At 71.7% G+C, this 22,571-nt stretch carries 20 protein-coding genes; 14 read left to right on the plus strand and 6 right to left on the minus strand.

Translation table 11 applies throughout. The features are described from left to right. Nucleotides 1-5 precede the first annotated feature (5 nt). The 8 genes from ACS3YM_RS03395 to ACS3YM_RS03430 all read left to right on the plus strand — a co-directional run bounded on the left by ACS3YM_RS03395 (nucleotide 6) and on the right by ACS3YM_RS03430 (nucleotide 11,578). Complete coding sequence (locus ACS3YM_RS03395) at nucleotides 6-1,541, plus strand: LCP family protein (RefSeq protein WP_439938669.1); 1,536 nt, start codon at nucleotides 6-8, stop codon at nucleotides 1,539-1,541. 30 nt (nucleotides 1,542-1,571) lie between these two features. Next, nucleotides 1,572-2,501, plus strand: a complete 930-nt coding sequence (locus ACS3YM_RS03400; protein ID WP_439938670.1) for a glycosyltransferase family 2 protein — start codon at nucleotides 1,572-1,574, stop codon at nucleotides 2,499-2,501. Further along, complete coding sequence (locus ACS3YM_RS03405) at nucleotides 2,498-3,415, plus strand: glycosyltransferase family 2 protein (protein WP_439938671.1); 918 nt, start codon at nucleotides 2,498-2,500, stop codon at nucleotides 3,413-3,415. The genes ACS3YM_RS03400 and ACS3YM_RS03405 overlap by 4 nt, the downstream gene beginning before the upstream one ends. Nucleotides 3,416-3,450: 35 nt before the next feature. Then, a complete protein-coding gene (gene glf / locus ACS3YM_RS03410) occupies nucleotides 3,451-4,647 on the plus strand; it encodes a UDP-galactopyranose mutase (protein WP_439938672.1) in 1,197 nt (398 codons plus the stop codon). Then, the gene (locus ACS3YM_RS03415) at nucleotides 4,644-6,674 is read left to right on the plus strand and encodes a glycosyltransferase (protein WP_439938673.1); all 2,031 of its coding nucleotides are present in this window, start codon (nucleotides 4,644-4,646) and stop codon (nucleotides 6,672-6,674) included. The genes glf and ACS3YM_RS03415 overlap by 4 nt, the downstream gene beginning before the upstream one ends. Further along, the gene (locus tag ACS3YM_RS03420) at nucleotides 6,671-7,639 is read left to right on the plus strand and encodes an ABC transporter permease (RefSeq protein WP_439938674.1); all 969 of its coding nucleotides are present in this window, start codon (nucleotides 6,671-6,673) and stop codon (nucleotides 7,637-7,639) included. The genes ACS3YM_RS03415 and ACS3YM_RS03420 overlap by 4 nt, the downstream gene beginning before the upstream one ends. 70 nt (nucleotides 7,640-7,709) lie before the next feature. Beyond that, the gene (locus ACS3YM_RS03425) at nucleotides 7,710-8,504 is read left to right on the plus strand and encodes an ABC transporter ATP-binding protein (RefSeq protein ID WP_439938675.1); all 795 of its coding nucleotides are present in this window, start codon (nucleotides 7,710-7,712) and stop codon (nucleotides 8,502-8,504) included. A 341-nt stretch (nucleotides 8,505-8,845) separates the two neighbouring features. Next, complete coding sequence (locus ACS3YM_RS03430) at nucleotides 8,846-11,578, plus strand: FG-GAP-like repeat-containing protein (RefSeq protein ID WP_439938676.1); 2,733 nt, start codon at nucleotides 8,846-8,848, stop codon at nucleotides 11,576-11,578. A 22-nt stretch (nucleotides 11,579-11,600) separates the two neighbouring features. On the opposite strand, the gene ACS3YM_RS03435 is transcribed toward ACS3YM_RS03430, so the two are convergent. From ACS3YM_RS03435 to cofD, 4 genes are all read right to left on the minus strand, one after another. Beyond that, nucleotides 11,601-12,314: a TIGR03089 family protein gene (locus tag ACS3YM_RS03435; protein ID WP_439938677.1), complete on the minus strand. Its 714-nt coding sequence runs from the start codon at nucleotides 12,312-12,314 to the stop codon at nucleotides 11,601-11,603. A 22-nt stretch (nucleotides 12,315-12,336) separates the two neighbouring features. Then, nucleotides 12,337-13,074, minus strand: a complete 738-nt coding sequence (locus ACS3YM_RS03440; protein ID WP_439938678.1) for a DUF3105 domain-containing protein — start codon at nucleotides 13,072-13,074, stop codon at nucleotides 12,337-12,339. Nucleotides 13,075-13,174: 100 nt separating this feature from the next. Next, complete coding sequence (gene cofE / locus ACS3YM_RS03445; RefSeq protein WP_439938679.1) at nucleotides 13,175-14,092, minus strand: coenzyme F420-0:L-glutamate ligase; 918 nt, start codon at nucleotides 14,090-14,092, stop codon at nucleotides 13,175-13,177. After that, entirely contained in the window at nucleotides 14,089-15,114 is a 1,026-nt protein-coding gene (cofD, locus tag ACS3YM_RS03450; RefSeq protein ID WP_439938680.1) for a 2-phospho-L-lactate transferase, read from the minus strand. The genes cofE and cofD overlap by 4 nt, the downstream gene beginning before the upstream one ends. A 122-nt stretch (nucleotides 15,115-15,236) precedes the next feature. Between cofD and ACS3YM_RS03455 the strand changes: the two genes are divergently transcribed. From ACS3YM_RS03455 to ACS3YM_RS03465, 3 genes are all read left to right on the plus strand, one after another. Beyond that, nucleotides 15,237-15,494, plus strand: coding sequence for a WhiB family transcriptional regulator (locus ACS3YM_RS03455; protein ID WP_056605988.1), 258 nt, complete (start codon nucleotides 15,237-15,239; stop codon nucleotides 15,492-15,494). A gap of 65 nt (nucleotides 15,495-15,559) precedes the next feature. Then, complete coding sequence (locus ACS3YM_RS03460; protein ID WP_439938681.1) at nucleotides 15,560-18,484, plus strand: glycosyltransferase family 2 protein; 2,925 nt, start codon at nucleotides 15,560-15,562, stop codon at nucleotides 18,482-18,484. Then, nucleotides 18,477-19,874, plus strand: a complete 1,398-nt coding sequence (locus ACS3YM_RS03465; protein WP_439938682.1) for a DUF5719 family protein — start codon at nucleotides 18,477-18,479, stop codon at nucleotides 19,872-19,874. The genes ACS3YM_RS03460 and ACS3YM_RS03465 overlap by 8 nt, the downstream gene beginning before the upstream one ends. A gap of 12 nt (nucleotides 19,875-19,886) precedes the next feature. Here the strand turns inward: ACS3YM_RS03465 and ACS3YM_RS03470 are convergent, their stop codons facing one another. Further along, nucleotides 19,887-20,321, minus strand: a complete 435-nt coding sequence (locus ACS3YM_RS03470) for a metallopeptidase family protein (protein WP_439938683.1) — start codon at nucleotides 20,319-20,321, stop codon at nucleotides 19,887-19,889. Nucleotides 20,322-20,370: 49 nt separating this feature from the next. Between ACS3YM_RS03470 and ACS3YM_RS03475 the strand changes: the two genes are divergently transcribed. The 3 genes from ACS3YM_RS03475 to ACS3YM_RS03485 are packed head-to-tail and all read left to right on the plus strand — an operon-like array spanning nucleotide 20,371 to nucleotide 21,969. Next, nucleotides 20,371-20,733 (plus strand): DUF3499 domain-containing protein, encoded by a 363-nt coding sequence (locus tag ACS3YM_RS03475; RefSeq protein ID WP_439938684.1) that lies wholly within the window; start codon nucleotides 20,371-20,373, stop codon nucleotides 20,731-20,733. Nucleotides 20,734-20,748: 15 nt separating this feature from the next. Continuing rightward, nucleotides 20,749-20,913: a Trm112 family protein gene (locus ACS3YM_RS03480; RefSeq protein ID WP_439938685.1), complete on the plus strand. Its 165-nt coding sequence runs from the start codon at nucleotides 20,749-20,751 to the stop codon at nucleotides 20,911-20,913. A 24-nt stretch (nucleotides 20,914-20,937) separates the two neighbouring features. Further along, entirely contained in the window at nucleotides 20,938-21,969 is a 1,032-nt protein-coding gene (locus ACS3YM_RS03485) for an SIS domain-containing protein (protein WP_439938686.1), read from the plus strand. On the opposite strand, the gene ACS3YM_RS03490 is transcribed toward ACS3YM_RS03485, so the two are convergent. Further along, on the minus strand, nucleotides 21,966-22,472 hold the full coding sequence (locus ACS3YM_RS03490) for a GNAT family N-acetyltransferase (RefSeq protein WP_439938687.1): 507 nt from the start codon (nucleotides 22,470-22,472) through the stop codon (nucleotides 21,966-21,968). The genes ACS3YM_RS03485 and ACS3YM_RS03490 overlap by 4 nt on opposite strands. Nucleotides 22,473-22,571 lie beyond the last annotated feature (99 nt).

A 22,571-nucleotide genomic window follows, 5' to 3' on the forward strand; every position in this document is an offset into this window, starting at 1 on the left:
CCCCGATGCCGCCCGTCCCGCCCCCCGGGTCGCACCAGACGCGGTTCACCACGCTCGACCGCGCGCAACGCGTCCGGTTCCGTCGCGCGGTGACGCTGATGCTGATGACCCTCGCGCTCCCGGGGTCCGCCCAGCTCGTCTCCGGCAACCGCCGGGTCGGTCGGATCGCGCTGCGCACCTGGCTCTCGGTCGTCGTCGTCGGCGTCCTCGCGCTCGCGTCGTCGTACCTCTGGCACGGCGTCGCCTTCTGGGCCGGCACCAACACCATGCTCCTGCAGGTCCTGCGCCTGGGGCTGATGGCGCTGGCGATCGGCTGGGCCTACCTGTTCGTCGACGCGTGGCGCCTCGGCCAGCCCCTGACCCTGCAGCGCCAGCACCGGCTCGCCGTGGTCGGCGTCAACGGCTTCCTCTGCTTCAGCGTCGCCGGTGCCCTGCTCTTCGGGGCCCACGTCGTGGGTGTCCAGCGCGGCCTGATGATCTCGATGTTCAGCGACGGCGCGGCGGTCGGTGCCCACGACGGGCGCTTCAACGTGCTGCTCATGGGCGGTGACTCCGGCGCGGGTCGCTGGGGCCTGCGCCCGGACTCGATGACGGTGGCCAGCATCGATGACGAGACCGGCAAGACCGTCCTCATCTCCCTCCCGCGCAACATGCAGAACTTCCCCTTCGCCGAGGGCTCGGTGATGGACGAGCAGTTCCCCGACGGCTTCGACGTGGAGGGGATGTACCTCAACGGCCTGTCCACCTGGGCGCTCGACCACGCCGACCTCTTCAAGGGCTCGAAGAACCCCGGCGTCGACGCGACGATCCAGGGCGTCGAGGGCATCACCGGCCTGAAGATGAACTACTGGGCGATGGTCAACCTCCAGGGCTTCCGTGACCTCGTCGACGCGGTCGGCGGCGTCGAGCTCAACGTGCGGCAGCGGATCCCCGTCGGCCTGCCCTCCGACTCGTTCTTCCGCTACATCGAGCCGGGCAAGCGCACCCTCAACGGCATGGACACGCTGTGGTTCGCCCGCGCCCGCTACGACTCCGACGACTACTCGCGCATGGCGCGGCAGAAGTGCGTGATGGGCGCGATGCTGCAGCAGGTCAGCCCGCAGACGGCCGTGACCAACTTCCAGAAGATCGCCAAGGCGAGCTCCGCGATGGTCTCCACCGACATCCCGCGCAGCGAGGTCGACACCTTCGTCGACCTGGCGCTCAAGGCCAGGAGCCAGAAGATCGCCACGCTGTCCCTCGTGCCGCCGATGATCAACACCGCCGACCCCGACATCGCCCTCGTCCAGGAGAAGGTGGCCGCCGCGATCGACAAGGCGGAGGGACGCTCGCCCGCGCCCCCGCCGGACACCGCCGAGGCAGCGCCGGACACCACGGAGGCGACCACCCCCGAGGCCCCGGCCGCGACGGGAGGGGCCGCGCCCGCGCCGGCCGCTCCGGCGACGCCGAAGGCTCCGCCGTCGGTCACCGGTGGCTCGGTCGGGTCGCTCTCCGAGGGCTACGCGGCCAACGAGTCGGAGGACCTCGGCGCGGTGTGCTGATCGATCCGATCGGCCCCTAGGGTGTACGCCGTGACCTCCGGACCCCTGCCCCGCATCGTCGCGGTCGTGGTCACCTTCAACCGGCTCGACCTGCTCGAGAAGCTGGTGCGCCGTCTCGGCGAGATCGACGGCCTGGCCGAGGTGCTGGTGATCGACAACGCGTCCTCGGACGGCACGGGGGACTGGCTCGCCGAGCGCCCCCACACGGGCGAAGTCCCGCTGCAGTCGCGGACGCTGCCCACCAACCGTGGCGGCGCCGGCGGGTTCCACCACGGCCTGGCCTGGGCGATCGACCGGGACGCCGACCTGGTCTGGCTGATGGACGACGACGGCCTGCCCGACCCGGACTGCCTCGACAAGCTGCTGCTGGAGACCGACAACCTCGACTTCTGGGGTCCGCTCGTGGTGGACGAGGCCGACCCCGGCCGGCTCGTGTTCCCGATCCGTCTCCCCGGCAGCACCCGCGTGGTCCACGCGGTCGACGACGTACGCCGGGCCGCCCGCGAGGACCGCATCGACGGGATCGTCATCCCGTTCAACGGCGTGCTCGTGACCAAGGAGCTCGTCGACCGGATCGGCCTGCCCCGCGAGGAGTTCTTCATCTGGGGCGACGACCACGAGTACCGCCTCCGTGCCGAGGAGGCCGGTGCGCGCGTGGCCACGGTCGTCACCGCGACGGTGCGCCACCCCAGCGTCGGCAACCTCGGCACGCCGATGATGTTCGGCCGCACGACCTACAACGACTCGCCGAGCGACCTCAAGCACTACTGCATGGCCCGCAACAACCTGGTCAACCTCCGCGACTACCGCGGCCCGTTCCACGCCCTCGCCTTCGTCGTGAAGACCGCGTGGTTCTACACCTTCACCCGCCCGAGCCTGTCGCGGTTGCGGCTCAGCCTCAGCGCGATGCGCGCCGGCATCGCGGGCGACTTCGACGGGCACCGGAGGTTCCTCGGATGACGTCGGAGACCACCCGGGAGACGGTGGCGGTCGTCGTCGTCACCCACAACCGCGCCGAGCTGCTCACCCGCCTGCTCGACGGGCTGGCCGCCCAGACCCGGCGTCCCGACGCGGTCGTCGTCGTCGACAACGCCAGCACCGACGACACGCAGGCCGTGCTCGCCGCGCGCACCGACCTGCCGCTCGAGGTCATCACGCAGGACAACCTGGGCGGCGCGGGCGGCTTCCACCGCGGCGTGCGGGCGGCGTACGACATGGGCTTCGACCGCGTGTGGCTGGTGGACGACGACGTGGTGCCCGCGCCCGAGTGCCTCGCGGCGATGGTGGCGGTCGACGAGGACTGCCTCGTCGCCGTGCGCGAGGACCTCTCGGGCACGCTCGTGGAGAAGGCGGCCGTCGAGTTCGACCTCCGCAACCCCCTGGCGATCCGCCCCAAGCGCAGCACCGTCGACTCGACCTACGCCGACCGCGCGTCGATGCCGCCGCTGGTCGAGGTGCAGAACGTCGCCTTCGAGGGGTTCATGGTGCGCCGCAGCGTGATCACGGAGATCGGCTTCCCCGACCCCTCCTTCTTCATCTTCTACGACGACGCCGAGTACGCCGTCCGGGCCCGTCGCTCGGGCCGCCACGTGTGGGCCGTGCGTGACGCCGTCCTGGTGCGTCAGCTCGACTTCAACCAGCAGCACGACCTGAGCGGTTGGAAGGGCTTCTACATGTACCGCAACCTCTTCGTGGTGCACCTGCGCCACGGGGAGAACGCCCTCGTCAGGCTCAAGCCGTGGCTCATCACCGCGGTCGTGGTGCTGCTCAGCCCGCTGCGCGGGGGACGGGCGGAGGCCCGCAACGTGATCCGTGCCATGGCCTCGGCGCGGGGCATGCGACGCCTGACCGACTCGGCCCTGCCCCCTCGCTAGACTCGTCGCGCCTCTCAACCACAGGAGTTCATCCCTTGTCCCAGGGTTCAGCACAGCTTCCCGACCTCGTCGTCGTCGGCGCCGGACTGTTCGGTCTCACCATCGCCGAGCGGTGTGCCGAGGAGCTGGGTCTCCGCGTCCTCGTCCTCGATCGTCGCCACCACCTCGGCGGCAACGCGTACTCCGAGCGCGACCCCGAGACCAACGTCGAGGTGCACAAGTACGGCGCCCACCTCTTCCACACCTCCAACGAGCGCGTGTGGGAGTACGCCAACCGGTTCACGTCGTTCACCGACTACAAGCACCGGGTCTTCGGCAAGTACCAGGGGCAGGTCTACTCCCTGCCGATGAACCTGGCGCTGATCAACCAGTTCTTCGGCAAGTCCCACACGCCCGACGAGGCCCGCGCGCTCATCGCCGAGCAGTCGAGCGAGATCGCCACCGAGGACGCCTCCAACCTGGAGGAGAAGGCGATCAGCCTGATCGGACGCCCGCTCTACGAGGCGTTCATCAAGGGCTACACCGCCAAGCAGTGGCAGACCGACCCCACCGAGCTGAGCGCCGACATCATCACCCGCCTCCCGGTGCGCTACACGTTCCAGAACGGCTGGTTCAGCGACACCTACGAGGGCCTGCCCGTCGACGGCTACACCGCGTGGCTGACCAAGATGGCCGACCACCCGAACATCGAGATCCGCCTCGACACCGACTTCTTCACCGTGGCCGACGACTACAAGGGCAAGGTCCCGATCGTCTACACCGGCCCCGTCGACGAGTACTTCCACAACTCCGAGGGCCGCCTGTCGTGGCGCACCGTCGACCTCGAGGAGAGCGTCGTCGACACCGACGACTTCCAGGGCACCGGCGTGGTCAACTACAACGACCAGGACGTCCCCTACACCCGGATCATCGAGTTCAAGCACTTCCACCCCGAGCGGGAGAAGACCCACCTGCCGGGCAAGAGCGTGATCGTCCACGAGTACAGCCGCTTCGCCGAGGAGGGCGACGAGCCGTACTACCCGGTGAACACCGCGGACGACCGCGCCAAGCTGCTCAAGTACCGCGAGCTCGCCAAGGCCGAGCCGATGGTGCTGTTCGGCGGCCGGCTCGGCACCTACAAGTACCTCGACATGCACATGGCCATCGGTTCCGCGCTGTCGATGTACGACAACAAGCTCAAGCCGCACTTCACCGAGGGCGCCGAGCTGACCAGCGGAGGCATCGACGCATGACCACCCAGACCACCAGCGAGACCAGCACCGGCACCGTGACCCGGCTGCTCCAGCGGCAGATCCTGCCGATCGACCGGGACACCGACGTGTTCGCGCTCTACGTCGACCTCGAGGAGGCCAAGCTCGACACCGACCGGCACGACGTCGGTGGCGACAAGGCCGCGAAGGACCTCAACAACGCCGCGATCCGCCAGTCGACGTCGACCGGGCGCAAGCTGCACCCCGACCAGATCCGCTCGCGCACGGCGCTGCGCCTCGAGCCGTCCCAGCTGCTGTCGTTCGGCACCTACTTCAACGCCTTCCCGGCGTCGTACTGGCGCCGCCACACGGTCGTCACCGAGGTCGAGCTGACCGTGCACGTCAGCGGCGCGGGCTCGATGGTCACGGTCTACAAGTCGATGGCGCGCGGCCACTCGCAGCGCGTCGACGCCGCCACGGTCGAGGGCGACTCCGGGTCGTTCTCCTTCACGCTGCCGCTCAAGCCCTTCGTCGACGGCGGGTGGTACTGGTACGACGTCGTCGCCGGTGACCACGGCGCCACGGTCGAGGGCGCCGAGTGGACGGCCCAGGTCCCCGCCGACCGGGCCGAGCACGGCACCGTCGACGTCTGCATCACCACGATGCTGCCCGACATGAGCGCCCAGCTGCTGGGCCAGCTCGGCGCCGCGGAGGAGCTCCAGCCCTACCTCGACACCGTGATGGTGATGGACCAGGGCAAGGACAAGGTCACCGACAGCGAGTACTTCCCGGCCGCGAAGGCGGGCCTGGGCGACAAGCTGCGCGTGATCGCGCAGGGCAACCTCGGCGGCTCGGGCGGCTACGCCCGCGGCCAGCTCGAGAGCGTGCGCAAGGGCACCGCGACCTACGCGATGATGATGGACGACGACGTCGTCTGCGAGCCCGAGGGGATCATCCGCGCCGTCACGTTCGGCGACCTGGCGAAGCGGCCGACCATCGTCGGCGGCCACATGTTCAACCTCTACAGCCGCTCGCAGCTGCACTCCTTCGGCGAGATCGTCCAGCCGTGGCGCTTCTGGTGGCAGACCCGTCTCGACGGCTACTCCCAGTGGGACTTCGGTGCCCGCAACCTGCGCTCCTCGCGCTGGCTGCACAAGCGCGCCGACGTCGACTTCAACGGCTGGTTCATGTGCCTGATCCCGCGGGTCGTCCTGGAGGAGATCGGGCTCTCGCTGCCGATCTTCATCAAGTGGGACGACTCCGAGTTCGGCCTGCGCGCCAAGGAGGCGGGCTACCCGACCGTCTCGTTCCCGGGGGCCGCGGTCTGGCACGTGCCGTGGACCGACAAGAACGACGGCGTCGACTGGCAGTCGTACTTCCACCACCGCAACCGCATCATCGCGGCGCTGCTGCACTCGCCCTACGAGCGCGGCGGACGGATGGTGCGCGAGAGCCTCAACCACCAGATCAAGCACCTCGCCTCGCTGCAGTACTCCACCGCGGAGCTGCGCCACCTGGCCATGGAGGACGTGCTGCGCGGTCCGCACGCGCTCCACGGGGAGCTGGCGACCAAGCTGGGGGAGATCAACACCTTCCGCAAGCAGTTCTCCGACGCGCAGCTGCACGCCGACCGCGACGAGCTGCCGCCGGTGCGCCGCAAGAAGCCGCCCAAGAAGGGCAAGTCCGACATCGAGATCCCCGGCCGCAAGGCCACGCTGGTCGCCGCCGCCCTCGCGCCGCTGCGCCAGCTGCGGCCCGTCCGGGAGATGGCCCAGGAGTTCCCCGAGACCGAGCTGACCGCGATGGACGCCGCTTGGTACAACCTCGTCAAGTACGACTCGGCGGTCGTGTCGATGAACGACGGCTCCTCGGTGGCGCTCTACAAGCGCGACCCGGCGCTCTACCGCGACCTGCTCAAGCGCACCATCGAGATCCACCGCCGCTTCCACCGCGAGTGGCCCGACCTGGCCCAGCAGTACCGCGACGCGCTCGGCGAGATCACCTCGCCGGAGGCGTGGGAGAAGACCTTCGCGCCGTGGATGGACGACCAGCAAGGCGGGGATGCGTGAGCCAGCAGAGTGCTGACGCTCGCCAGGTCGAGGTCCGGCACGACCTGGCGCACGTCGCCCTGGCACCACCGTCGCGCACCTCGGGCGTGCTGGAGGTGTTCCGGCGCCGCTACCTGTTGCGGCTCATGGTGCGCCGCGAGATCAAGGCGCGCTACGCCGGGACGGCCTTCGGCCTGGCGTGGTCGTACATCAACCCGCTGACCCGCTTCCTCACGTTCTACGCGGTGTTCGGGCTCCTGCTCGGTCGCGGACTCGGGATCGAGAACTTCGCGATCCACCTGTTCGCCGGCATGGTGCTGGTGAACTACTTCACCGAGACCGTCACCGCGGGCACGCGCTCGTTGCTGTCCAACAAGGGCGTCATCTCGAAGATGTCGATGCCCCGCGAGATGTTCCCTGTCGCCTCGATGCTGGTCTCGCTGTGGCACGCGATCCCACAGCTCATCGTCCTGGTCCTGGCCTGCATCATCAGCGGCTGGTGGGGCGACGGCCCCCTGTGGGTGCCCGACGCGGTCGGCATGGGCGCCGCCCTGCTCGGCTTCCTGCTGATCATGGTCTACGGGACGGCCTTCGGGCTGATGTTCTCCTGCGTCAACGTGATCTTCCGCGACTTCCAGCGGATCGTGCAGACCTTCATCAACATGGTCCCGTTCACCGCGCCGATGATGTACCCCTACTGGATCAGCTACCAGCGCTTCCCGGCGTTCTGGCACGAGCTCTACCTCGCCAACCCCGTGGCCGAGGCGGTCCAGCTCATCCAACGCGGCTTCTGGTACCCCACCTGCGCCCCCACGTGCGCGACGATGCCCAACCCCAACGGCGACGGCACGATCGTGCCGGCGCCCGAGTTCGCCGACCACCTCTACACCCGCGGCTTCATCATGCTGGCCGTGGGCGTCGTGCTGCTGCTCGTCGGCCAGTGGGTCTTCGCCCGCCTCGAGAAGTCGATCCCGGAGCGCCTGTGATGAGCACCCCACGAAACCGCGGTCTTCCCCCGCTTCGCTCCTCCAGCCCACGCTTCCGCAGGGACCCCGCATGACCACTTCCATCGTCGTCGACAACGTCACCAAGTCGTTCCGCTACCAGTACCACCGCACGTTCAAGCAGCTCGTGGCCCCGCGCTCGCGTGCCCAGAAGGCCGAGGGCCAGTTCAAGGCCCTCGACGGCGTGTCCTTCGAGGTGGCGCAGGGGGAGTCGATCGGGCTGATGGGCCTCAACGGCTCGGGCAAGTCCACCCTCCTCAAGCTCGTGAGCGGCGTGATGCGGCCCGACGAGGGCCGGGTGCTGACCCGCGGCCGGATCTCCGGCCTCATCGCGACCGGCGCCGGCTTCCACAACGAGCTGTCGGGCCGCGAGAACATCTACATGAACGCGGCCATGCTGGGCATGTCGAAGGAGGAGACGGACTCCAAGTTCGACGACATCGCCGCCTTCGCCGACGTCGGGCGCTTCCTGGACACGCCGGTCGGCAACTACTCCTCGGGCATGTTCGCGCGGCTCGGCTTCTCGGTCGCCGTGCACGTCGACTGCGACATCTTCATCGCCGACGAGGTCCTCGCCGTGGGGGACCGGCCCTTCAAGCGCAAGTGCCTCAAGCGCATGAAGGAGATCCGCGAGTCCGGGATCACGATGTTCTACGTCAGCCACTCCGCCGGCTCGGTCAAGCGGATGTGCGATCGGGCGATCGTGCTCGACAAGGGCAAGGTCGGCTTCGACGGCGACGTGGCGGAGGCGATCAAGTTCCTCCACTACGACGGTGACGACGACGAGCCGGACGCCGAGGAGGGCTCGGAGGACGAGCGCGACGACGCGCTCGCCAACGACATCTAGCCCCGGCTGCCTGTCGGCGTACAGCGACTCCCCACATCCCGACGGTGGCGGCATACGACACCCGCTGACCCGAGGGTGGCGGCATACGACAGCGCCGCGCGCGATGTCGATGTCGTACGCCGCCAGGGTCGCGATCATCGATGTCTTATGCCGCCACCGTGGGGCGCGAGCGCCGCTCAGGCACACCCATGTGCCAGAATCGGTCAGAATGACACCGATGTAACGGCGTGTCGACTGGAAATTACAACGTTGTAGTTACTCAGAAACTCTTCCGTGACTGGTGTGACTGGTGTGAAACTCCTGCCTTGTGTGACCTTCCCCCACACAGGAGTAGAACTTTCATGCGACCTCTTCAGGCCCGTCTCGTCACCCTCTGCCAGCAGGTGCTGGCGCTCGGTGTCGTGCTCGTCGTCCTCACGCCCGCCTCCGGAGTGGTGTCCCTCGACATCGTGGGCGACCACCCCGCCGGGCAGCCGACGAGCACCCTCGCCCCCTTCGGCCCGGCCCGGCTCATGTCGGCCACGGTGCCGACCCGGGCGGTGAAGCCCACCGTCACCGAGGTGCCCCTCACGGCCACCGACGGAGGCTTCGCCGGCCTGCAGGGCCGGACCGTCGCCGGCCGCTCCACCGACGCCCGGGTGCTGAGCAAGCCGCAGTCCGTGGCGGGCTTCGCCGCCATCGGCGTCACGTGGCAGCACGGCGAGGACCTCGACGAGGACCAGATCTCCCTCCAGGTGCGCACCCGCAGCGGTGACGAGTGGAGCGACTGGGAGGCCCTGGAGTACCACGACGAGCACGCGCCCGACGCCGGCAGCCCGGAGGCGGCCAGCGCCCGCCCCGGCACCGAGCCGATGTTCGTCGGCGAGGTGGACGACGTCCAGGTGCAGGCCCGCACCGACGGCGTGACCCTCCCCGACGACCTCTCCCTGGCCCTGGTCGACCCCGGCTCCGCCAAGGCGAGCGAGACCGAGGCGCCCGCGGAGCAGCCCTCGAAGGACGGCAGCGACGCCTACGACCAGGACTACGAGGAGCAGGGCTCGAAGACGCAGTCGGACGGCATCACCCTGCAGGCCGCGCAGGCCCGGCAGGCGGTCGCCCAGCCGACCATCTACTCGCGTGCCCAGTGGGGCGCAGACGAGAGCATCCGCGACAAGAGCTCCCTGCGCTACGGCACGATCAGCGGCGGCTTCGTGCACCACACGGTCAACGCCAACGACTACACCGAGGCGCAGGTGCCGGCGATCCTGCGCAGCATCTACGCCTACCACGTGAAGTCCCGCGGCTGGAGCGACATCGGCTACAACTTCCTCGTCGACCGGTTCGGCCGGATCTGGGAGGGCCGCTACGGCGGCATCGACAAGCCGGTGGTCGGCGCGCACACGCTCAACTACAACGACTACTCGTTCGCGATGTCGGCGATCGGCAACTTCGACACCGTGCAGCCGACCGACGTGATGCTGCGGGCCTACGGCCAGCTCTTCGCGTGGAAGCTGTCGCTGCACGGGGTCAACCCCGCCTCGACCTCGCAGCGGATCGGCAGCGGCACCTTCCAGGCGATCAACGGCCACCGCGACGCCGGCTCCACCGCGTGCCCGGGCAGGTACCTCTACGCCCAGCTGCCGAAGATCAGGCAGTACGCCTCCTCGGCCGCGCCGACTCCTCCTCCGCCGCCGCCCGTCGTGCAGCCGATCGCCATCTCGGAGCCGAACCCGCAGAACAACCTCGACGCCTCGCCCTACCCGGACCTCGTCGTCCGACGTGCCTCCGACGGTCGCGGCCTCGTGCTCCCCACCGGTGGGCTGACGTCCTTCCAGCAGCGCCTGGTGGTCGGCAGGAAGGGCTGGGACAAGCCGGCCGACGTGCTCGTCTCGCCCGACCTCACCGGCGACGGCTCGGCCGACCTGGTCACCCTCGACAAGGCGGGCGTGCTCCGGGTCCGGGCCGGCGCGGGCAACGGCAAGTTCGGCAGGACGACCCGCAAGATCAAGCTGCGTGGCTACTCGCTCGTCACCGCGGTCGGTGACATCAACGGCGACGGACGCAACGACCTCGTCGCCCGCTTCAAGGGGCGCCTGACCACCCTGCTCGCGACCGGCAAGGGCGGCTTCGCCCGCGACGTGACGCGCAAGGGTTACGGCAACTACCGCCAGCTCATCGGTGCCGGGGACGTCAACGGGGACGGTCGTGCGGACCTGCTGCTCCGCACCAAGAACCGGTTGTTCCTCCAGACCGGCTACGGCACCGGTCGCTTCGCCTCGCCTCAGCGCGTCGCCGGCTCCTGGAGCAACGTCAACCGCGTCGTCGCCGGCGACTTCAACCGTGACGGCAGGTCCGACATCGTCGCGCGCAGCTCGGCCGGCAAGATGATGCTGCTGCCGGGACGGGGCGACGGGACGTACGGCGCCGCGCTCGGCCCGGCCACGAACCTCAAGTCGATGCGCGCCATCACCGGCGCCAACATGGTCGGCGGCTCCGGCGCGGACCTCATCGGCGTGGCGGGCAAGCAGCTCGTGGTCGTCGCCAACCGCGACACCTTCGAGCTCGGCGCGCCGATCGACACGGGCGTCTCCTTCGCCGGGATGGACCTCATCCTCAACGCCGGCGACGTCGACCGTGACGGCTTCGGTGACGTGCTCACCCGCGACACGTCGGGCCGTCTGTGGCTTCACTCCGGCAACGGGACCGGCGCCCTCGCAGCGGGCCGCGTCATCGGCGCGGCCGGGTGGGGCGCCGTCCAGGGGATCTCGGCGGTCGGTGACGTCACCGGCGACGGCCTCCCCGACCTGGTCGGCACGCTGAACGGCACGCTGATGGTCTGGCCCGGCAACGGCAGCGGCTTCGGCAGCGCCCTGCCCGTGAAGGGCGGCGTGCCCGCCCGGGCCGGCCTCCCGTCCGACCTGTCGGGATTCGACTGGGTCCTGGAGGTCCAGGCCATGACGCTCAAGGGGTCGGGCGACTTCATCGTGCGCGACCGCGCGAGCGGGGTGGCGTACGTCTACACGGGCCGCAAGTCGGGCGTGTCCGCCCCGCGGGTGCTCGGTGAGGGACTGGGGGCCTTCGACCTGGCCGGCTGACCGGCTGGCAAGCGCAGCGCGATCAGGCTCGGGCCGTCGCCCGCTCGGCGTCGTAGACGTCGTCGAGGCGATCCGGGTCGGGGTTGCGGACAAGGACCAGCGAGCCTCCTCGTCCGAGGGGCTCGGTGAAGGTGGCCGTTCCTGGTGGGGAAGCCGGGTCGGCCACCGAGAGAAGACGGCCGCCGTCGGTGAGACCACTCCCGACGGCGGCCGTCCTGTCGTTCGTCCAGAGCACGGCCTGGGTGAGGTCGTCCGTCGCGAGGTCGTCGTCACCGGGCGGGTCCCAGGCAGCGAAGCCGTCGGGCTGGGACCAGATCTCCACGCCGACGTCCAGCACGCCTGCGGGCAACGGCTCGGCGAAGCGCACCCCGAGGGGTCGCAGGCTGCACGCGAGCACCGGCAGCCGCGGTGCGCGGGGAGCCCACGTCGCGAGGGTCTCGGGCCCGCACACCACGGCGTCGGGCTCGTCGGAGGTGGTCACCCGCAGCCCGACCGTCCAGGCGGCGCCGAGGAAGACCGGCGAGAGCCAGTGCGGCGGCAGGTCGATGCGCAGCGTCATCCCGCGCTCGAGGTCGGCGACGTCGGTCAGCAGCCCCGACGCCTTGGCCACCCAGTTGGCGTACGTCGTCACCGACAGCTCGACGCGCTCGCCGGTGGCGTGGTCGTAGAAGGTCAGCAGGGGTCGTCCGGGGTCCCGCCGCAGCTGGGCGGCGAGCACCTCGGCGAAGGTCGTCACGAGTGGGACCGGGGGCGCGGCGTCAGACCGCGTCGGGCTCCGGGGAGTCCATGTAGGGGTAGTCCTTCATGAACGTGTCGAGGGCCGCGCCGCTGATGTCGGAGCAGTACTGCCACACGCCGACCTGCTTGGCCGGATCGGTCTCGCCGACCCCGCCGATCGACCAGTGCGTGAAGGCGATGTGCTGGCCCTTCGGGAAGGCCTTGCCGTCCTCGGAGGTCCACGGCACGGCCTTGAACTTGTCGCGCAGGTCCTCGGTGCCCTGGAGCTTGGAGGCGATGCCGCGGAGCATGTCCATCTTGTCGCCGCTGGCGGCGATGGTCTCGTCGTACCAGAGGATGGTGAAGCCGTGCTCGAGGTTGTGCACGAGCTCGCCCAGCTCGGGGCGGTCGGACTCCTTGTAGAGCTTGCGGTCCATGCTGTCCCACATGTTCCAGTGCTGGCCGAAGGCCGGCGGGGCGTCGTCGTAGGTCATCGGCGTGCCGACGTCGACGTGGTCCTGGTTGCCGTCGGCGGGCTTGGTGGTGACGTCCTGGCAGACCGACGCCTTGGCGCCGATGTCGCTCAGCGAGTCCGACGCGTAGGCGCGCAGGTCGTACCAGTCCTTGATCGGCTTGAACGCCGCGGCGCCGATGATGAGCACGGCGACCAGGACGCACACGCCCACGATGGCCATGCCGCGCCGGTTCTCCGACTTGGACTGCTGGGAGCGGATGGAGTCGATGACCGCCTGACGGTCGGTCTTTGCCTGCTTGGCCACGGTGCTCGGTGTCTCTCGGTCGACTGCTGGGGTGGGACTTCTGGGGCTGCGCTGGCAGAGTCTACGTAGTCACGGGTGACGTGGCGCACTCCACGCCACCTCAACGCCCGGCACGTGCCCGGTCCCACTCCTCGATCCGCCACCCGTGCGCGAAGCAGACGGCGGCCACGGCGGTGCGGTCGTCGGCGTCGGGCAGGCGGTCGAGCGCGGCGGCGAGCTCCTCGGCGGGGGCAGGCGAGCCGAACGGCACGCGGTCCGCGTCGGCCCCGGCCAGGGCGCGTACGACGGCCTCGCGGGCACCCCACCCGAACAGGTCGCCGCCGTCGGGGCGCACGAGCGACGCGGCGCCGGGCCCGTCCTCGCCGGGCGGCAGCACGAGGTCGGCCCGTCCACGCAGGACGGCGACCGGACGGCCGGAGAGCTTGCCCTGCACCAGCTCGGCCGCACCGGCGAGCTCGTCGGCGACCGCGGGGAGCGTGACGTGGAGCGGGTTGCCGTGCGGGTCGGTGCGCCCGGCGAAGTCCTCGGCCACCAGCAGGCCGGCGGCCCCGATCGCGATGTCGGTCTGGCCCTCGCGCCAGGCCCGTCCGGCGGTGTCGGTGACGATGACGCCCACGTTGACCCCCGCGCGCTCGCGGATCTCGCGGCGCAGGGTCCGGGCCGATCCGTCGGGGTCGAGCGGCAGCAGCACGATCGAGCCCACGGTGACGTTGGAGGCGTCGACCCCGGCGGCGGCCATGGTCAGGCCGAGCCGGTGGCGCACGATGCGCGTGGCGCCGCGGCGGGCGACCACGCGGACCGACTCCTCGTCGACCGCCGCGTCCCGGTCGCCCACCCGCGTGCGGCCCTCGGCCTTGCTGACGACCTTGCTCGTCACGCAGACGACGTCTCCGTCGGCGAGGTCCGCGCCGTCGCCGAGGGCGGCGAGCACGAGCTCGGCGAGGTCGTCGCCGGCGACGACCTCCGGGACGCCGTCCGGCGCCCAGGCCTCCAGCCGGTTCATGCCCGGCCCACTCATGCCCGGCCCGTCACGAGGGAGACCGCACTCGCGGCCATGGCTGCGGTCGCGTCGGCGTCGTCCATCATCAGCGGCACGGCCTGCGCGCGGATGCCGGCCTCCTCGAGGCGCGCGACGTCGTCGGCGTCGCGGGTGTCCACGAGCCAGCCGTCGAGGACGCCGCCGGTGGACCGGGCGCCGTAGTGCACGCCGACCGCACCCGCGCTGACCTCCACGCCGATGCTCGTGAGCATCTGCGCGGCCATGCCGTGCACGGGGGCGGCGCCGACGATGGGGGAGAGGCCGACGACAGGGGCGGGCGTGGCGCGCACGGCGTCACGGATGCCGGGCACGCCGAGGATGGTGCCGACCGAGACCACCGGGTTGGACGGCGGCAGCACCACCAGGTCGGCACCGGCGATGGCGTCGAGGACGCCGGGTGCGGGTGTGGCGGTGTCCTGGCCGACGACCAGGACGGCCTCGGCGGGCACCGCGGAGCGCAGGCGCACCCAGTACTCCTGGAAGTGGATGACGGACCTGCCGCTCGGGCTGGCGGGGTCGGCGACGGCGATGTGCGTCTCGACCCGGTCGTCCGACATCGGGATCAGGGTCACGCCCGGCTGCCATCGGCGGCACAGCGCCTCGGTCACCTGCGACAGCGTGAAGCCGGCCTCGAGCATCTGCGTGCGCACGAGGTGCGTGGCGATGTCGCGGTCACCGAGGCCGAACCACGTCGGCTCGACGCCGTACGCCTCGAGCTCGCCCTTGGCGCTCCAGGTCTCGTCGCGGCGACCCCACCCGCGCTCGACGTCGATGCCGTCCCCGAGGGTGTACATGACGGTGTCGAGGTCGGGGCACACCTTGAGCCCGTGGATCCACCAGTCGTCGGCGGTGTTGGCCACCACGGTGACCTCGGTGTCGGCGGACCCTCCCGGCACGAGGCCCGTGCGGAGGCCGTGGATGAGTCCCTGGAGGAAGCGGGCCCCGCCGACCCCGCCGGAGAGGACGGTGATACGGCTGAGCGTGGGCGCAGATGATGGCATAGGAGCAGCCTGCCGGAAGCCGAATGGCCATATCAGATCCGGGCTTGACTTGCGGGGTACGACAGGCATGTAATTCCCACAGTGTGGTTCAGTCCTGAACAAGGGTCGAAAGGGCGTCAGCCATGAGAGCAGAATTGTTTCTCCTCGAGCCTGAGGGCGAGGAGTTCGGGTGGCAGGATCGCGCGCTGTGCGCGCAGACTGACCCGGAGGCGTTCTTCCCCGAGAAGGGCGGCTCGACCAGGGAGGCCAAGAAGGTCTGCCTGACGTGCGAGGTGCGCGACGACTGCCTCGAGTACGCGTTGATGAACGACGAGCGCTTCGGCATCTGGGGCGGGCTGTCGGAGCGCGAGCGCCGCAAGCTGAAGAAGCGCGCCGTCTGACGGACCTCTTCCCGCCGCCGGCTCGTTGTTTTTGGCGGCGTGGAGCGCCTCGTTAAGGTGCTCCGGTGTCCGTCACCGCGCTCCTCGTCAGTCATGACGGGGCGAGGTGGCTGCCAGCGGTCCTCGCTGGTCTGATCGGGCAGACCCTCCCGGTCGACCGCGTCCTGGCCGTCGACACCACGAGCCGCGACGACAGTGTCGCGCTCATCCGTGACGCCCTCGCCGGCGCCGGCCTCGACGAGACGTCGGGGCGTCTGGTGCTCGAGGTCGTGCCCGGCTCGACCAGCTACCCGGCCGCCGTGCAGCATGCCCTGGACCTCGCGCCGGGGGAGCCCGCCGACGACGAGTGGCTCTGGCTCCTGCACGACGACAGCAACCCGGAGCCGAGTGCCCTGGCCGAGCTGATGGCTGCCGCCGAGGAGCACCCCGACGCGGCGATCCTCGGGCCCAAGCTGCGCGAGTGGCCCTCCCTGCGCCGCCTCCTCGAGGTCGGCCTGACCATCACCGGCACCGGGCACCGCGAGACCGGTCTGGAGCGCGGCGAGTACGACCAGGGCCAGCACGACGCCGTGCGCGAGGTCCTCGCGGTCAACACCGCGGGCATGCTCGTGAAGCGGCGGGTGCTCGAGGCGCTGGGTGGGCTGGACCAGGAGCTGCCGATCTTCGGCAACGACATCGACTTCGGGTGGCGCGCCGCGCTGGCCGGGCACCGCACCCTCGTCGTGCCGCAGGCCGTGGTGTTCCACGCCGAGGCGGCGCACCGCGGCGTACGGCGTACGCCCCTCACCGGGCGTCACACGCACTACCAGGAGCGGCGCGCCGCGCTCTTCACCTCGCTGGCCAACGTCTCCTCGCGGGCCCTGCCCTGGCAGTACGTCCGGCTCTTCCTCGGCTCGCTCCTGCGGGTGCTGGGCTATCTCGGGGTGCGCTCGGTGGGGGAGGCCCTCGACGAGCTCGCCGCCGTGCTGTCGGTGCACGGACGCCCCGGGCAGGTGCTGGCCGCGCGCCGCGAGCGGGCGCGCCGCCGCGCCGGCGAGCCCCCTCGGGAGGAGGCCGTACGCCGCCTGCTGGCGCCACCGTGGCTGCCCTACCGCCACGGCCTGGACTTCGTCACCGACCTGGCGTCCGCCGCGACGAGCCAGGCAGCAGACGTGGCCGAGCGCCGCCGGCTCGCCAAGGCGCCGGAGGCCGTCGTCGCCGGACGGGAGCTTCGCCTCGGCTCGGTGGAGGACGACGAGGACGCCTACCTGACCGACACCGGCCTGGTGGCCCGCTTCTTCACCAACCCGGTGGCGGTCGTGCTGGTGCTCTTCGGGGTGCTCGCGCTGCTCGCGGGACGGGAGGCCTTCGGCTCTATCACCGGAGGCGCGCTGTCGCCGGTCCCCGCCTCCGCGGCCGACTGGTGGAGCCTGCACACGGCGACCTGGCTGCCGCTCGGCACGGGCACGGACGTGCCGGCACCCGCCTACGTGCTTCCGTTCGCCCTCGCCGCCTCGGTGATGTTCGGCCACACCGGCGCCGTGGTGTCCGGGCTGATGCTGCTCGCCGTGCCCGTCGCCGCCTGGGGTGCGTGGCGGCTGCTGAAGGTCGTCGGCCGCTTCGTCGACCCGCTGGGCCTGCCGCGCTGGCTGGTCGTCTGGGGCGCGTTGACCTATGCCCTGGTGCCGGTCACGTCGGGGGCGTGGGGCGAGGGGCGCTTCGGCACCGTCGCGGTCGCGGCCCTGCTGCCGTGGGCCGCGCACGCCGCCCTCGGCTTCGTCGACCCCGACCGCGACCGGCGCTGGCGCGCCGCCTGGCGCACGGCACTCCTGCTCGCCCTCGGCGCGGCGTTCGTGCCCGGCTTCTGGCTGTTCGCGCTGCTGGCCACGGCCGTGGTGCTGGGCGCCGCCGCCTTCATCTCGCCGCGCCTGCTCCGCGAGCGCGACAGCTGGGGTCCGCCCGTGGTCGCCGTGGCCGCGACCCCGGTGCTGCTCGCGCCGTGGCTGCTGCCGCTCCTCACCACCGGGTCGGCGTCCGGGCTGCTGCTCGAGGCCGGCCGGCTGACGGTCGACCAGGTGACCTTCGGCGGGCTGCTGACCGGACGGCTCAACGACCTCGGAGCGCCGTGGTGGCTCGGCGTGGTCCTCGGTTTGCTCGCACTCGGCGCGCTCGTGCCGCGCAGCACGCGCATCCCCGTCGTCATCTGCTGGCTCGTGGCGCTGGCCGCGGCGCTGGCCTCCGGCGTGCTGTCGCACCTCACCCTCGACCTGCCCTCGGTCACCACCCGACCCAGCCTGGGCCTCTTCGTCGTGATCCTCCAGGGCACGACGGTGGTGGCGGTCGTGCTGGGCGCCGACGCCTACCTGCGTCGCCTCGCCGACCACCACCCGTGGTGGCAGCGCGGCCTGGCGACCGTCCTCGCCGTGGTGGCCGCGCTGGTGCCCCTCGGCGGCCTCGCCTGGTGGCTCACCACCCCGGACAACGCCATGACCCGCGACGAGGAGCAGACCGTCCCGGTCTACATGGAGCAGAGCTCGCTGCTCGGGCAGGAGCACGGCGTGCTGGTGCTGGGCGGCTCGGTGGAGGACGGCATCACCTACCGGATCCGCCGCGACGACGGCACCACGCTGGGTGAGGACGAGGTGCTCACCCTCGCCGACGAGGACACCGAGCTGACCGATGAGGTCCGGGCGCTGGTCTCCTCGCCGACGCCCGGCGTGGTCGCGGCGCTGGGCGCGCGCGGCATCGAGTACGTCGTCCTCAGCTCGCCCGCCGACGGGAAGGTCTCCTCCCTCCTCGACGCCACGGCCGGGCTGGACCAGGCCAGCGCCGAGGACCGCAGCACCCGCGCGTGGCACGTCGACCGACCGCTCGACCCGTCTGCCCTCGACGGCGACCGGTCGTGGTGGCGTACAGGGCTGCTGGTCGTGCAGGGGCTCGCGATCCTCGCCGCCCTCGTCCTGGCCGCGCCGACGGTCCGGCAGCGACGGGGGGAGCGGGCCGATGGCTGACCGATCCCCGGGTGCTCCCCACGTGGGCCGCCGCCGGGTCGCCGAGGTGGCCAGCAGGCGCCCCTCCCCGCTGACCCTGCTGGCCGTCGCGATCCCGCTCCTGACGGTGGCGGCCCTGGCGCTGGTGCGGCCGGCCGCCACCCCCGAGCTCGACCATGCCCCGACGGGCGCGCCGCTCGACCGCTCGACGGTGGTCTGCCCGCCCCGGCTCCCCGGCGCCGACACCCTGCGCCTCGGCAGCAGCGGGCTGTCCTCCGGCGAGGTCGCGCTGCGGGTCGGCGACAAGGACGAGACCCAGGCGCTCGACGCCGGGGTGGCCGAGCGCCGCGAGCGCGCGTCCGTCGTCGTCAACGGCTCCGGCGACCTCGCCGCCGGGCTCGTGGCGACCCGGTCGGGTGCCGGGTCGGCCGTCGGCTGCGACGAGCCCCTGCCCGAGCGCTGGTTCACCGGTGTCGGCGCGTCGGCGGAGCACTCCTCGACGCTCACGCTCGTCAACCCCGACAAGGGTCCCGCCGTCGCGGACGTGACCGTCTGGGACGGCAGCGGCCTCGTCGACGTGCCCGCCCTCCTCGGCATCCGGGTCCCCGGTGGCCGCTCGGCCTCCTTCGACCTCTCCGAGGTCACCCCCAACCGTGACGCCCTGGCGATCCAGGTGCGGGTCTCCCGCGGGCGTCTGGCGTCGAGCGTGGTCGACGTGGTCGACCCCGTGGGGCGCGACCGGCCCGTGCGCGAGTGGCTCCCGGCGCAGGCCGCGCCGGCCGCGACGTCGTACGTCGCCGGGATCGGCACTGGTGCGGCCGACCGCACCCTGACGCTCGCCAACCCCGGTGACAGCGAGGTCCGGGTGGCGCTCGAGCTGGTCAGCGAGGAGAGCGAGTTCGCACCGGCGGGCTTCGAGGAGGTCACGCTCGCGCCGGCGTCGGTCAGCGAGGTCGACCTCGGCGGGGTGCTGCGCGGCCGGACCGCCGAAGGTGTCCAGGCGCTGCGGCTCGAGGCGACCGGACCGGTCACGGCCAGCCTGCGGACGCAGGTCCCCGGCGACCTCGGCTTCTCCGTGCCGGGCACGACCGTGTCGAGCGAGACGGCCGTGGCGCTGCCGTCCGGGTCGAAGCGGCTCGTGCTCGCCGGGGCGACCGGTGCGGGGGTGCTGACCCTGCAGGCCTGGGACGAGGAGGGCAGCGCGGTGGTGCGCAAGCGCCGCGTCGAGCTCACGGCGGCGACCGCGTCGCGGGTGCGGCTGCCCGACTCGGCGGTGCTGGCGCTGGTCCGGCTCGAGCGCACCGGCGCGGTCGTGTCGCTCGAGGTGAGCGACCGCGGTCTCTCCGTGCTGCCGCTCACGCAGCTGGTGACCACCAGCCAGGTGCCCGACGTGCGCCCGGCCCAGCGCTGAGGACCGCTCGGCCTAGTCGCCGTACTTCTCGTCGACCTGCCCCGGCGTGAGCCCGAGGAGCTCGGCCAGCTGCTCGACGACCACGGTGTGCACCATCGCCTCGAGCTCGTCGCGGTTGGTGGCGCGCTGCTCGATCGGGCGGCGGAAGATCACCAGCCGGGTGGGCTCCTGGCCCTTGCCGCGCACCAGCGACGACAGCGGCACGGTCTCGTCGCCCCAGTCGTCGGGCAGCATCGGCGCGTCCTCGACCGCGTACTCGACGAGGCCCAGGTGGCGCTGCCAGCGCTCGTCGAGCGGCGTCACCACGTCGAGCACCAGCTGGTCGAACTTCTGCCGGGCCGTGCGCAGGGCCGGCGTGCCGGGCACGGCCGGCAGCACGCCCGGGCCGCGCATGCCCCGGCCACGGCGATCCCTGGTGCGGGACCTGTTGGTGCTCACGTCGTCCACGCCGCGAGCCTAAGCGCCGCACGTGCGTGCGGCGGGTAGCGTCGGCGCCGTGAGCCTTGCCCGTCGTTGTTCGCGTACGGCGTGTGGCCGTTCCGCGGTCAACACGCTGACCTACGTGTACGCCGACCAGACCGCGGTCCTCGGCCCGCTGGCGACGTACGCCGAGCCGCACGCCTACGACCTCTGCGACGTGCACAGCGAGCGGCTCTCGGCCCCGCGCGGCTGGGAGGTGCTGCGGCTGGCTCCGGACCCGAAGGCCCAGGGACCGAGCAGCGACGACCTGCTCGCGCTGGCCGACGCAGTGCGCGAGGCGGCCCGCCCGGCTCCCGCTCCGGTCCCGCTGCACTCGACCGACGACCCGGGTCGCGGGGCGAAGCGTGGCCACCTGCGCGTCCTCACGCCGACGGATTGACCTAGGATCATCCGCGTGAACATCGACCCGCAGCTGCTGAGCATCATCGTCTGCCCGGCATGCCACGGCGAGCTCGTGGCCGCCGCCGAGGAGCTCGTCTGCCAGGGGTGCGGCAACGCCTACCCCGTGCGCGACGACATCCCGGTGCTGCTGGTCGACGAGGCCCGCAAGCCCGCCTGAGGACTGTTGAGGAGGGGCCTGGCCGTGGCGACCTGGTTCGACGAGGCCCGGCTCGATGACGCCGGGGTGCTGGACACCGTCGACCTGCGGCTGCGCACGCTCGCCGAGAGCGGCGCGCGGGTCCGTCGGGAGGCACACGAGGCCGCCAACGCCACCGCGGAGCTGATCGCCCGCGGTCGCGACGAGGCACGTCCCCGCGCGGTGATCGCCGCCGGTCCCGACTCGCGGCTGCTGCGTGCGGTCCTCGAGTCGTGGTGCCCGGTGCCGTTCGTGGCGTGGCCCCATCCGGGCCTGCCCGGCTGGGCGGGCTCGCTGGACCTCGTCGTGATGCTGGCGCCGGAGGGCAACGACCACGGGTCCGCGTCCGCCGTCGCCGAGGCCGTACGCCGCGGGGCGCAGGTCGTCGTGGCCTGCCCCGAGCGGTCCCTCGTCGCCGAGCACGCCGCCGGCCGGCACGTGACGGTGCTGCCGACCGTGACCGGCGACCAGCTCGCGACGGCCGTGGTGATGCTCGACTACCTCGCGCACGTGCACCTCGGCCCGCGCGCCGATGCGGAGTCGGTGGCCGAGTCGCTCGACGACGTGGCGACCAACTGCTCACCGCACCGCGACCTCGCCGTCAACCCGGCCAAGATGCTCGCCATCGCCATGGCCGACACCAACCCGCTGGTGTGGGGCGGCTCGGTCCTCGCCGCCCGGGCGGCCCGGCGACTGGCCGAGTCGCTGCGTCGCACGAGCGGTCGTTCGGCCATCGCGGGCGACGCCGAGCACCTGCTGCCGGTGATCGAGGCGACCAAGCCGCACGACGTCTTCGCCGACCCGTTCTCCGAGGAGCCGGCCGACCTGCGCCCGCTCCTACTCATCCTCGACGACCGCTCCGACGACCCCGTGGTGCGCCAGCAGGCGGGCGAGCTCCAGGCGGCCGCGGCTCGCCACGGCGTACGGGTCGAGACGCTGACCACCGATGCCGACGCCGAGGTGGCGCGCTACGCCTCGCTGCTGCTCGCCGGGACCTACGCCGCGGAGTACCTCCGCATCGGGCTGGTCGAGGACTAACGCCGATCGTCCAGCCGCATGCCGAAGACCAGCGCATCGGTGTCGTGGACGTGCGCCGTCCGCTCCAGGTCCATGCCGAGGTTGCGGGCGACTCCCTGGGAGGGGATGTTGTCGGGGCGGATCAGCGCCACGAGGTGCTCGACGCCTGCGGCCGCTGCGCAGTCGCGCACGGCACGCGCGGCCTCGGTGGCGTAGCCGCGCCGCCTCATCTCCGGCATGACGTGGTAGCCGACCTCCACGTGGGGCGTCCCCTCGACGTCCTGCATGGTGAGGCCGCAGTCGCCGACGAACACGCCCTCGTGTGTCTCGATCACCCAGAGGCCGAAGTCGTGCTCGGCGTAGTTGCGCTCCTGCCACTCGATCCACCGGACGCCGTCCTTGCGCGTGCTCGGCGGCCGGCCTCCCCGGAAGGCGTCGAAGGCGGTCAGGACGGCGGTGATGTCCGCCAGGTCGGCCATCGTCATCAGGCGGAAGCGCAGGCGGGCGGTCGGCTCGGGCAGCACCGGGTCAGGCTAGTGGTCGGCTCCGCTCGTTGCGCCCTGCACGACTTCGAGCGGCGCGGACGTGCCTGTGGCCCCGCCATCTCGTGGGTGGCGGGGTGT

It is taken from the genome of Nocardioides sp. N13(2025) (genome assembly GCF_051912545.1).
GTDB lineage: Bacteria > Actinomycetota > Actinomycetes > Propionibacteriales > Nocardioidaceae > Nocardioides.

What these genes read in the sequence shown, in the direction of transcription:
- ACS3YM_RS03395 (WP_439938669.1), top strand. Translation starts at nt 6, where the DNA reads ATGCCGCCCGTCCCGCCCCCCGGGTCGCACCAGACGCGGTTCACCACG.
- ACS3YM_RS03405 (WP_439938671.1), top strand. Translation starts at nt 2,498, where the DNA reads ATGACGTCGGAGACCACCCGGGAGACGGTGGCGGTCGTCGTCGTCACC.
- ACS3YM_RS03415 (WP_439938673.1), top strand. Translation starts at nt 4,644, where the DNA reads ATGACCACCCAGACCACCAGCGAGACCAGCACCGGCACCGTGACCCGG.
- ACS3YM_RS03425 (WP_439938675.1), top strand. Translation starts at nt 7,710, where the DNA reads ATGACCACTTCCATCGTCGTCGACAACGTCACCAAGTCGTTCCGCTAC.
- ACS3YM_RS03430 (WP_439938676.1), top strand. Translation starts at nt 8,846, where the DNA reads ATGCGACCTCTTCAGGCCCGTCTCGTCACCCTCTGCCAGCAGGTGCTG.
- cofE (WP_439938679.1), bottom strand. Translation starts at nt 14,092, where the DNA reads ATGAGTGGGCCGGGCATGAACCGGCTGGAGGCCTGGGCGCCGGACGGC.
- cofD (WP_439938680.1), bottom strand. Translation starts at nt 15,114, where the DNA reads ATGCCATCATCTGCGCCCACGCTCAGCCGTATCACCGTCCTCTCCGGC.
- ACS3YM_RS03455 (WP_056605988.1), top strand. Translation starts at nt 15,237, where the DNA reads ATGAGAGCAGAATTGTTTCTCCTCGAGCCTGAGGGCGAGGAGTTCGGG.
- ACS3YM_RS03465 (WP_439938682.1), top strand. Translation starts at nt 18,477, where the DNA reads ATGGCTGACCGATCCCCGGGTGCTCCCCACGTGGGCCGCCGCCGGGTC.